The 9,937-nt window shown below is 69.2% G+C and carries 11 protein-coding genes; all 11 read right to left on the reverse strand.

Annotated elements, in window-relative coordinates:
- Window positions 1-1,750 (reverse strand): polyribonucleotide nucleotidyltransferase (gene pnp, locus ACFE64_RS13660; protein ID WP_375393011.1); only part of this gene is annotated, 1,750 nt, incomplete at its 3' end.
- A 224-nt stretch (window positions 1,751-1,974) separates the two neighbouring features.
- Window positions 1,975-2,244 carry a 30S ribosomal protein S15 gene (gene rpsO, locus ACFE64_RS13665; protein ID WP_375393012.1) on the reverse strand — a complete coding sequence of 90 codons (270 nt, stop codon included), beginning with the start codon at window positions 2,242-2,244 and terminating at the stop codon, window positions 1,975-1,977.
- Window positions 2,241-3,161 carry a tRNA pseudouridine(55) synthase TruB gene (truB, locus tag ACFE64_RS13670; protein WP_375393013.1) on the reverse strand — a complete coding sequence of 307 codons (921 nt, stop codon included), beginning with the start codon at window positions 3,159-3,161 and terminating at the stop codon, window positions 2,241-2,243. The genes rpsO and truB overlap by 4 nt, the downstream gene beginning before the upstream one ends.
- Window positions 3,162-3,166: 5 nt before the next feature.
- Window positions 3,167-3,742, reverse strand: a complete 576-nt coding sequence (locus ACFE64_RS13675) for a thymidine kinase (RefSeq protein ID WP_375393014.1) — start codon at window positions 3,740-3,742, stop codon at window positions 3,167-3,169.
- On the reverse strand, window positions 3,742-4,134 hold the full coding sequence (locus ACFE64_RS13680) for a type II toxin-antitoxin system VapC family toxin (RefSeq protein ID WP_375393015.1): 393 nt from the start codon (window positions 4,132-4,134) through the stop codon (window positions 3,742-3,744). Before ACFE64_RS13680 ends, ACFE64_RS13675 begins: the two co-directional genes overlap by 1 nt.
- Window positions 4,131-4,400, reverse strand: a complete 270-nt coding sequence (locus ACFE64_RS13685) for an AbrB/MazE/SpoVT family DNA-binding domain-containing protein (RefSeq protein WP_375393016.1) — start codon at window positions 4,398-4,400, stop codon at window positions 4,131-4,133. Before ACFE64_RS13685 ends, ACFE64_RS13680 begins: the two co-directional genes overlap by 4 nt.
- Before the next feature lie 31 nt (window positions 4,401-4,431).
- Window positions 4,432-4,824 carry a 30S ribosome-binding factor RbfA gene (rbfA, locus tag ACFE64_RS13690; protein WP_375393017.1) on the reverse strand — a complete coding sequence of 131 codons (393 nt, stop codon included), beginning with the start codon at window positions 4,822-4,824 and terminating at the stop codon, window positions 4,432-4,434.
- Window positions 4,811-5,203 (reverse strand): glyoxalase superfamily protein, encoded by a 393-nt coding sequence (locus ACFE64_RS13695; RefSeq protein ID WP_375393018.1) that lies wholly within the window; start codon window positions 5,201-5,203, stop codon window positions 4,811-4,813. The genes rbfA and ACFE64_RS13695 overlap by 14 nt, the downstream gene beginning before the upstream one ends.
- Window positions 5,204-5,216: 13 nt before the next feature.
- Entirely contained in the window at window positions 5,217-7,901 is a 2,685-nt protein-coding gene (gene infB / locus ACFE64_RS13700; protein ID WP_375393019.1) for a translation initiation factor IF-2, read from the reverse strand.
- 10 nt (window positions 7,902-7,911) lie between these two features.
- Window positions 7,912-8,592 carry a DUF448 domain-containing protein gene (locus tag ACFE64_RS13705; RefSeq protein WP_375393021.1) on the reverse strand — a complete coding sequence of 227 codons (681 nt, stop codon included), beginning with the start codon at window positions 8,590-8,592 and terminating at the stop codon, window positions 7,912-7,914.
- A gap of 142 nt (window positions 8,593-8,734) precedes the next feature.
- A partial coding sequence (nusA, locus tag ACFE64_RS13710) for a transcription termination factor NusA (protein ID WP_375393020.1) occupies window positions 8,735-9,937 on the reverse strand: 1,203 nt, incomplete at its 5' end.

Raw genomic sequence — 9,937 nt, forward strand, 5'->3', positions numbered from 1 at the left:
TGGCGACGATCTCGCGGATCACCTTGCCGCCGGTGCCGATCACTTCGCGGATCTTCGACTTGTCGATGGTGAAGCTCTCGATCCGCGGCGCGTGGGCGGACAGCTCCTCGCGGGTATGGTCGAGCGCCTTGGCCATCTCGACCAGGATATGGGCGCGACCCTCATGCGCCTGCGCGAGCGCGACGCGCATGATCTCCTCGGTGATGCCGGCGATCTTGATGTCCATCTGCAGCGAGGTGATGCCCTCGCTGGTGCCGGCCACCTTGAAGTCCATGTCGCCGAGGTGGTCCTCGTCGCCCAGGATGTCCGACAGCACGGCGAACTTCTCGCCCTCCAGGATCAGCCCCATCGCGATGCCGCTGACCGGCCGCTTGATCGGCACGCCCGCATCCATCAGGCTCAGCGAGCCGCCGCAGACCGTCGCCATCGACGAGGAGCCGTTGCTCTCGGTGATGTCGCTGGTGACGCGGATGGTGTAGGGAAACTCCTCCTTGGTCGGCAGCACCGCGTGCAGCGCCCGCCAGGCGAGCTTGCCATGGCCGATGTCGCGGCGGCTCGGCGCGCCGAAGCGGCCCACTTCACCGACCGAATAGGGCGGGAAGTTGTAGTGCAGCATGAAGTGCTGATAGCTGAGGCCATTCAGCCCATCGATCATCTGCTCGGCGTCGCGCGTGCCCAGCGTCGTGGTGGCGATGGTCTGCGTCTCGCCGCGGGTGAACAGCGCCGAGCCGTGCGCGCGCGGCAGGAAGTGTACCTCCGCGTCGATCGGCCGGACCGTCCTGGTGTCGCGGCCGTCGATGCGGCGGCCGGTATCGAGGATGGCGCCGCGGACGATCTCCGCCTCCACCTTCTTCACCAGCTTCAGCGTGCCGAGATACTCGGCGGGATTGGCGTGCTTCAGGTCCTCGAACGCCTCGCGTGCCTTGGTGCGGGCGGCGTTGATCGCGGTCTGGCGCGCCTGCTTGTCGGTCAACTGGTAGGCGGCGGCCATGTCGGCGCCGATCAGCTCCTTCAGCTTGGCCTTGTGCGCGGCGACATCGGCCTGGGGCTTCAGCTCCCACGGCTCCTTGGCGGCCTGCTCGGCGAGCTTGATGATCGCCTCGATCACCTGCTGCGACGCCTTGTGCGCGAACATGACGGCGCCGAGCATGATGTCCTCGGACAGCTCCTTGGCTTCCGACTCGACCATCATCACCGCGTCGTGCGTGGCGGCGACCATCAGGTCGAGCTCGCCGGTCGCGACGTCGGCGTCCGACGGGTTGAGCTGATACTCGCCGTCCTTGTAGCCGACGCGGGCCGCGCCGATCGGGCCCATGAACGGCACGCCCGACAGCGTCATCGCCGCCGACGCCGCGATCATCGCCAAGAGGTCGGGCTCGTTCTCGCCGTCATAGCTCATCACCTGCGCGATGCAGTTGATCTCGTTGTAGAAGCCCTCCGGGAACAGCGGCCGCAGCGGGCGGTCGATCAGGCGGCTGACCAGCGTCTCACGCTCGGTGGCGCCGCGCTCGCGCTTGAAGAAGCCGCCGGGAATGCGGCCGGAGGAGGAGAACTTCTCCTGGTAATGGACCGTGAGCGGGAAGAAATCCTGCCCCTCCTTGACGGTCTTGGCCGCGGTCACGGCGCACAGCACGACCGTTTCGCCGAGCGTCGCGAGCACCGCGCCGTCGGCCTGGCGCGCAACGCGCCCCGTTTCCAGCGTCAGCGTCTGGCTGCCCCACTGGATCTGAACTTTCCTGGTATCGAACATTGCGTTTCCTTCACTCCGCGCGCCGGATGCGGGCGGGGCCTATCTGCGGGCTAAGCCGGCCCGCGGCGGTTCGGGACGTGTTATTGCCCCTGGGAGGCGAGGCCGAATTGCCTTTCCTCCGTCGCTCCCGCGCAGGCGGGAGCGCATCATCGCCGACGTCTGGGATCATGGATCCCAGCCCCGCGGAGATGACAAAAGGGCGGACCTTCAGGCCCGCCCTTTAATTACTTGCGAAGGCCGAGCTTCGCGATGAGATCGAGATAGCGCTGGCCGTCCTTGTGGCGGAGATAGTCCAGCAGCGAGCGCCGCTTGTTGACCATCATCAGCAGGCCGCGGCGCGAATGGTTGTCCTTGGCGTGACCCTTGAAGTGCTCGGTCAGGTTGCGGATGCGCTCCGACAGGATCGCGACCTGCACTTCGGGGCTGCCGGTGTCGCCCTCGGCCTGGCCGTGCTCCTTGATGAGTTCCTGCTTGCGCTCGGCGGTGATCGTCATGACGGTTCCTGCGACATCGTGGAAAGATTGAAGCCGCGTTCGACCCTGACCTCGCGGTCCCGGACTGCCACCAAGGCAACCGGCACATCGTCCAGCAGCGCGAAGTGGAGCCCGTCGTCGGCGGTGATCCCGGCCAGCACGCGCCCCTGACGGAGCGCCCCTGCCTGGTCGGGGGTGAGGGAAAGAGCCGGGATGTCGTCCAGCCCCGCCCTCAACGGCAGGAGGTGATGTTCAAGCTCGCGCGCCTTAGCGGCTTCGCGCAATTTGTCCAGCGATATCGCGTGGGCGAGGCCGAACGGGCCGGCCCTGGTGCGCCGCAGGTAAGTGACGTGGCCGACGGTGCCGAGCGCCAGTGCGACGTCGCGCGCGAGCGAGCGGATGTAGGTCCCTTTGGATACATGCGCTTCGAGCGTGACGAATTGTCGGTCGGCCCCCTCATTCCACCACGCGACGTAGGTCAGGTCATGGATCGTGACCGACCGCGTGGCGAGCACGACATCCGCCCCGGCACGAGCGAGGTCATAGGCTCGCTTGCCGTCGACCTTCAGCGCCGAAAAGGCGGGCGGCGCCTGCTCGATTGGTCCGAGGAACTCGACCAGAACATCCTCGACCTTTGCACCCTCCACGAACGTGTCCGAGCGTGCGGTGACGCTGCCTTCCGCGTCCAGGGTGTCCGTGGTCTCGCCAAGGCAGATCGTGAACGCATACACCTTGTCGCTGTCGAGCAGCCGCCCCGCAAGCTTGGTCGCCTCCCCCAATGCGATCGGCAGCACGCCGGACGCGAGCGGGTCGAGCGTGCCGCCATGACCGACCTTGACCTTCGCATAGCCGCCCGCCCGCAGCGCGCGCTTGACGGCGGACACGGCCTCGGTCGAGCCGATGCCGACCGGCTTGTCCAGGATCAGCCAGCCATGCACGCGCGTCAGCCCAGCGCTTCGGTGAAATGGCGCCGGCACAGCGCGACATAGCGCTCGTTCCCGCCGATATCGGTCTGCCGCCCCTCCGCGATCGCGCGGCCTTCGGCGTCGACGCGCAGGTTCATCGTCGCCTTGCGGCCACAGAAGCAGACGGATTTGATCTCGACGAGCGTGTCCGCCAGCGCCAGCAGCCGCGCCGAGCCTTCGAACAGCTCGCCGCGAAAGTCGGTGCGCAGCCCGTAGCAGAGCACCGGCACGCCATGCGCGTCGGCCAGCGCCGCCAGGCTCTCGACCTGCGCCGCCGACAGGAACTGCGCTTCATCCACCAGCACGCAGGCGAGCGCGTCCCGCGCATGTTCGGCCAGCGCGCGCGCGCGAAGATCGGTGGCGCGGTCGAACGGGATGGCCGGCGCGGTCAGCCCGATCCGCGAGGTGATCGTCCCCGCCGCATAGCGATCGTCGACGCCGGCGGTGAACAGCAGCGTCCGCATGCCCCGCTCGCGATAGTTGAAGTCGGCCTGGAGCAGGCCCGTCGACTTTCCCGCGTTCATCGAGGCGTAATAGAAATAGAGCTTGGCCATCAGGCGATCGTTTCGACCGGAAGCGGCGTTTGCCCGCCGGCGTCCGCGGCGACGCGCTGGTCGAACGTGGCGAACGCGTCCGCCACGGCGCGAGACGCGACGAGATGAACCATGTCCGCCCAATCGGCGCCGGCACGGTAGCGAGCGACCGCCCATCCTAGACCATCACGGTCATCGGTGTGGACGGTGTCGAACTGCAGGAGCGCGTCGAGCGCATCCGCCACCATGCCGCGGTCGAGCCCGATGCGGGTGCTGAGGACCCAGCCCAGCTCAAGCCATACCGTCATCGCGATCCAGACCGGCTCGCGCAGAATGGCCGTCGCACGTGCGGTCTGATGCTCGTCGTCGTTCAGGAGGAAACGCGCTGCGACGTTGGTGTCGATCGCCCTCACGCGACGGCGTCATCCTCGCCGATGCGACGCGACCAGCTGAGCTCACCGACGGATATCGCGGGCCCGTCGTATCGCACTCGGCGGCGTAGAGCGGCGACGGCCTCCTCAAAGGAGAGGCGCGGTTGTCTTCCCGTCGGTCGCAGGATGACATCGCTGCCCGCCTGGAGCACATCGAATTGCTGACCCGGTGCCAGTTCGAGAGCACGGCGCACATCCCGGGGGATGACGACCTGACCTTTTTCGGACATGCGGGTCTGCGCGTTCATAGACGTAAGATGCGTCTTACCTGCGCGCCTGTCAACTCTCGCCCAAGTCCCGCGCCACCTTCGGCGCGCGGAGCAGCGCCTCGATATGATTGCCCTCATCGAAGCTCTCGTCGGGCAGGAACTTGAGCTTGGCCGCGTATTTCGTCCTCACGCGATGCGCGACCTCGCGCTGGAGGAAAGCGGTGTTCTGCCGCAGCGCCTGCAGCACCGCCGCCTCGTCGCGCCCGAGCAGCGGCTTCACGAAGACCGTGGCGTGGCGCAGGTCGGGTGACATCCGCACCTCCGTGACGCTGACGAGATGCGACGCGAGTGTCTCGTCATGCACCTCGCCGCGTTGCAGGATCTCGGACAGGATGTGCCGCACCTGCTCGCCGACGCGCAGGAGGCGGACCGAGCGCGTCTCGGGCGAGTCAGCCGACGGCATCGGTCTGCCGGAGATTCGCCGCCTCGGTATAGAAGGTCAGCCGGTTGCCGGCGGGATCGGCAATGGTGATCTCGCGCGTTCCCCAGGCCGTCTCCGCGGGGCGGCCTGGCCGCGCGTTGCCGAACTGCTTGGCGCGCAGCCCGTCGGCGAAGGCGACGACGTCGTCGACCGGAATACGGATCGCCGCGCCGGGTGAGCCGTCGCCGTAATGCTCCGAGAGATGCAGCGCGCAGTCGCCGAGCCGGACGCCCATGTAGAGCGGCAGCCCCGGCTCGAACCGGTGCTCGAACACCGGCTCGAAGCCGAGAAAGTCCAGGTAGAAGGCCTTGGCCCGCGCCTCGTCGAAGCTGCGCAGGATCGGCGTCGGCGGTCCGAACATGGCGAGCGGCGCCCTACAGCGTCCGCTCGCGCATCTCGACCTCGAAGGTCTCCAGGAAATCGCCCGGCTTGATGTCCGTGAAGTTCTGCGTGAACGTCACGCCGCACTCCAGGCCGGCGCGGACTTCCGGGACGTCGTCCTTGAACCGACGCAGCGAGGCGATCTCGCCATTGTAGATGATGACGTCGTTGCGCGTGATGCGGGCCTTGAGCGCCTTGCGGATGACGCCCTCGACCACCAGCAGGCCCGCGGCCCTGCCGATCTTGCCCGCCGAGAAGACCTCGCGGATCTCGGCGCGGCCGACCACCGTCTCGAATGCCTCGGGGCCGAGCTCGCCCGCCATGCCCGCCCTGATCTCGTCGATCAGGTCGTAGATCACGTCGTAATATTTCAGCGCGACCTTCTGCCGCTCGGCGATCTGGCGCGCATTGGCGTTGGGCCGGACGTGGAAGCCGATGATCGGCGCGCCCGAGGCGGCCGCCAGCGTCACGTCGCTCTCGGTGATCCCGCCCACGCCCGAATGCAGGATCCGCGCCCGGATCAGGTCCGTCGAGATCTTGTTGATCGACGCCACGATCGCCTCGATCGTGCCCTGCGTGTCGGCCTTGACCACCAGCGGATACTCGATCGCCTGCTTGTCCTTGAGCGCGGAGAACATGCTCTCCAGGCTCGCCGGCGCGGTCGTGGTGCGCTTCTGGGTGAGCACGCCCTGACGATATTCGGCGACCTCGCGCGCGCGCGCCTCGTTCTCGACGACCTGCAGCACGTCGCCCGCCTGCGGCACACCGGACAGGCCCAGCACCTCGACCGGCATCGCCGGATCGGCGGCCTTCACCTGCCGGCCCTTGTCGTCGACCAGCGCGCGGACCTTGCCGCTCTCAGCGCCAACCACGAAGATGTCGCCGACCCTGAGCGTGCCGCGGTTGACGAGCACCGTCGCGACCGGCCCGCGGCCCTTGTCGAGCTTCGCCTCGATCACCGTCGCCTCGGCCGGGCGATCGGGATTGGCCTGCAGCTCCAGCAGCGCGGCCTGAAGCTGGATCTTCTCGATCAGCGCGTCCAGCCCGGTCTTCTTGAGCGCGGAGACCTCCACGTCCTGCGTCTCGCCGCCCATCTCCTCGACCTGCACGTCATGCTCCAGCAGGCGCTCGCGCACGCGCTGGGCATTGGCCTCGTGCTTGTCGATCTTGTTGATCGCGACGATCATCGGCTTGCCGGCGGCCTTGGTATGGTTGATGGCCTCGATCGTCTGCGGCATCAGCCCGTCGTCCGCCGCCACCGTCAGCACGACGATGTCGGTGACGTCCGCGCCGCGCGCGCGCATCTGCGAGAATGCCTCGTGGCCGGGCGTGTCGAGGAAGGTGACCTTCGACTTGTCCTTCAGCTGCACCTGATAGGCGCCGATATGCTGGGTGATGCCGCCGGCCTCGCCGCGCGCCACGTCCGTGCCGCGCAGCGCGTCGAGCAGGCTGGTCTTGCCGTGATCGACATGGCCCATGATCGTGACGACGGGCGGGCGCGGCTGCAGGTTCTCGACCGCATCCTCGGCGACATCGACCGCCAGGTCGACGTCGGCCGCCGAGACGCGGCTGATGTTGTGGCCGAACTCGGTGACCAGCAGCTCGGCCGTGTCCTGGTCGATCGTCTGCGTCATCGTGACGGGCATGCCCATCTTGAACAGCGTCTTGACGAGGTCGGCGCCCTTCTCGGCCATGCGGTTGGCGAGCTCTTGCACGGTGATCGCCTCGGGGACGACCACGTCGCGGACCTGCTTGGCCTGCGCCTCGCGCGGGCCGAAGTGGCGCTTTTCCTTCTCGCGCGCACGCTTCAGCGCGGCGAGCGAGCGCGAGCGCGCGCCGTCGTCGCCGAGCGCGCGGTTGACGGTCAGCTTGCCGCCGCGGCGCTCGTCGCCCTTGCGGTCGCGCTGCTGCGGGCGGGCGGGGGCGCCGGTGCGCGGCGTCGGCGCACCGGGGCCGAAGGAGCGCTGCGCCGGTTGCGCCGGCTGGGCAGGCGGTGCCGCACTGGCCGCGACCGGCGCGGGCTCCGGCTCGGGCTTGGGCTGCGGCCTGGGGATGTCGGGCCGTGCGACCGGCGAGAAGCGACGCGGGGCCGGCATCGCCGGATCGCGCGCCAGACCCGTCAACGGCGGCGGCGGCGGCGGCGCGGCGGGAGCCGGGGCGGTCGTGGCCGGCGGCTGCTGCTGAGCGCGGACGACCTCGGGCTCGGGGCGCGGTTGCGGCGCGGGCTCCTCGGCCTCGGGCGGCGGGGCGGCAGCCTCCACGGGCTCGGGGGTGCGCTCGGCGACGCGCTGACGCGCGGCGTCGGCCGCTTCCTCGGCGGCGCGGGCGGCATCGGCGGTCTCGCGGCGGCGGCCCTCCTCCAGCTGGTGCATCCGCTGGTCCTCGGCCTCGCGCGCCAGGCGCGCGACGCGCTCCTGCGGCGTTTCCGCGGCAGGCGCGGGACGCGGGGCAGGGGACGCCGTCGGGGCCGGGGCGGCCGGCGACGCGGCGACGGGCTCTTCGGCGGGGGCGGGATCACCCGGCCGGCGGAAGGTGCGTGCCTTTTTCGTCTCCACGATCACCGTGTTGGAACGGCCGTGGCTGAAGCTCTGCTTGACCTTGCCGGTCTCGACCGTGCGCCGCACGCCGAGCGCGGGACGCATGCCAAGTTTCGGCTTCTCGTTGTCGGTCTCGCTCACTCGAATTCCTCTAGTCGGTCACGGCCGTGGGACCGCCCGCATGTCGGGCGGCCGATGCGCCCTGCGCGGCCGTTGCGCAAGGCGTGGAAGAAGGCTCCGGGCCGATGAAATACAGCCAGCGGTCGAGCGCCTCGCCCACCCGCCGGGCCGCGGCGCTGTCGGCGACGCCGATATGCACCACATTCTCGCGCCCCAGCGCCTGGCTCAATATGGCGCGCGAGACGGGCAATGTTAAGCCCTTCACGTCACCGCCTTCGCGGTCGGAGCCGACGCGCCAGGCCTGGGCGAGCTTGCCCGCACCGTCCGCGCCGGCGTCGGCGGCATGATAGAGCGCGTGGAGCCGCCCCGCGCGCGCGGCAGCCTCGATCCGCTCGGACCCGGTGACGAGCGCACCGGCGCGCGCCTCCAGCCCCAGCCGGTCGAGCGCGTTGCGCTCCAGCGCGGCGGCGACCTGCTGGGCGAGGTCGGGAGGGACGGCGAACGGCGCGCCCTTGAACGCGCGGGCGAGCGCGCCCTTGAGCTTGCCCTTGGCGCGCGCGATTTCCAGCTCGGCGAAGGTGACGCCGATCCAGGCGCCGCGACCGGGCGCTTTCGCCCGCACGTCGGGCAGCACCTGACCGTCCGGGGCGAGCGCGAGCCGCACCAGCTGCGCCCGCGCGTCACGCTCGCGCGTCAGGATGCAGGAGCGGATCGGGCCGTCTTCGCCGTCACTCTCACCCTTCCCGCCGCCTGCGACGTCTCCTTTCCCTCTCCCATCGGGAGAGGGAGGGAGCGGCGCAGCCGCGGACTGGTGAGGGTGACCCTGACCCGGCTTTGGGTCTGACGCTACGGTCTCATTGTGCCGGGTCCGCATGCGCGTCCTCCCCGGCTTCGGCAGGCTCACCTGCCTCCTCGTCCGCGAACCAGTGCGCGCGGGCGGCCATGATGATCTCGTTGCCCTGCTCGTCGCTCAACCCATAGGCGCTGAGGATGCCGCCCTTGGGCTCCGGCCGCTTGGGCGCGTCCTCGTTGCGGCGGCGCGGCTCGACGCGCTTCTTCTCGACCAGCTCGTCGGTGGCGAGATCGGCCAGATCGTCGAGCGTCTTGATCCCCGCCTTGCCCAGCGTCACCAGCATCGCCTCGGTGAGATAGGGCATGTCGGCGAGGGCATCCTCGACGCCGAGCGACGTGCGCTCCTCGCGGTTGGCCTGCTCGCGCCGATCCAGCGCCTCCTGGGCGCGGCTCTGCAGCTCGTCGACCAGCTCCTCCAGCCCCTCGATCTGCCCGAGTTCCTCGGGCTCGACATAGGCGACCTCCTCCAGGCTGGTGAAGCCCTCGGCGACCAGCAGCTGCGCCAGCGTCTCGTCGACGTCGAGCTCGCTCTGGAAGGTCTCGGTGCGCTCGGTGAACTCCTTCTGGCGCTTGTCGCTGGCGTCCTGCTCGGTGAGGATGTCGATCGCCTTGGCGGTGAGCTGGCTGGCGAGCCGGACATTCTGCCCGCGCCGGCCGATCGCCAGGCTCAGCTGGTCGTCGGGGACGACCACCTCGATCCGCTCCTCCTCCTCGTCGATCACCACGCGGCTGACGCTGGCGGGCTGGAGCGCGTTGACGACGAAGGTCGCGATGTCGGGCGACCAGGGAATGATGTCGATCTTCTCGCCCTGCATCTCCTGCACTACCGCCTGGACGCGGCTGCCCTTCATGCCGACGCAGGCGCCGACCGGATCGATCGACGAATCGCGGCTGATGACGCCGATCTTCGCGCGCGAACCAGGATCACGGGCAGCGGCCATGATGGTGATGATGCCGTCATAGATTTCCGGCACTTCCTGCGCGAACAGCTTCTTCATGAAGTCCGGATGCGCGCGGGAGAGGAAGATCTGCGGTCCGCGATTCTCGCGCACCACCTTGAGGATCAGCGAGCGGATGCGGTCGTTGACGCGCACCACCTCGCGCGGGATCTGCTGATCGCGGCGGATCACGCCTTCGGCGCGGCCGAGATCGACGACGACATGGCCGAACTCGACGCGCTTGACGACGCCGGTGATGATCTCGCC

The organism is uncultured Sphingomonas sp., from assembly GCF_964250165.1.
Lineage (GTDB): Bacteria > Pseudomonadota > Alphaproteobacteria > Sphingomonadales > Sphingomonadaceae > Sphingomonas.

Excerpts from the sequence above, each read along its gene's own strand:
- rbfA (WP_375393017.1), bottom strand. The coding sequence starts at position 4,824 with ATGCCGTCGGCTGACTCGCCCGAGACGCGCTCGGTCCGCCTCCTGCGC.
- rpsO (WP_375393012.1), bottom strand. The coding sequence starts at position 2,244 with ATGACGATCACCGCCGAGCGCAAGCAGGAACTCATCAAGGAGCACGGC.
- ACFE64_RS13695 (WP_375393018.1), bottom strand. The coding sequence starts at position 5,203 with ATGTTCGGACCGCCGACGCCGATCCTGCGCAGCTTCGACGAGGCGCGG.
- ACFE64_RS13675 (WP_375393014.1), bottom strand. The coding sequence starts at position 3,742 with ATGGCCAAGCTCTATTTCTATTACGCCTCGATGAACGCGGGAAAGTCG.
- ACFE64_RS13685 (WP_375393016.1), bottom strand. The coding sequence starts at position 4,400 with ATGAACGCGCAGACCCGCATGTCCGAAAAAGGTCAGGTCGTCATCCCC.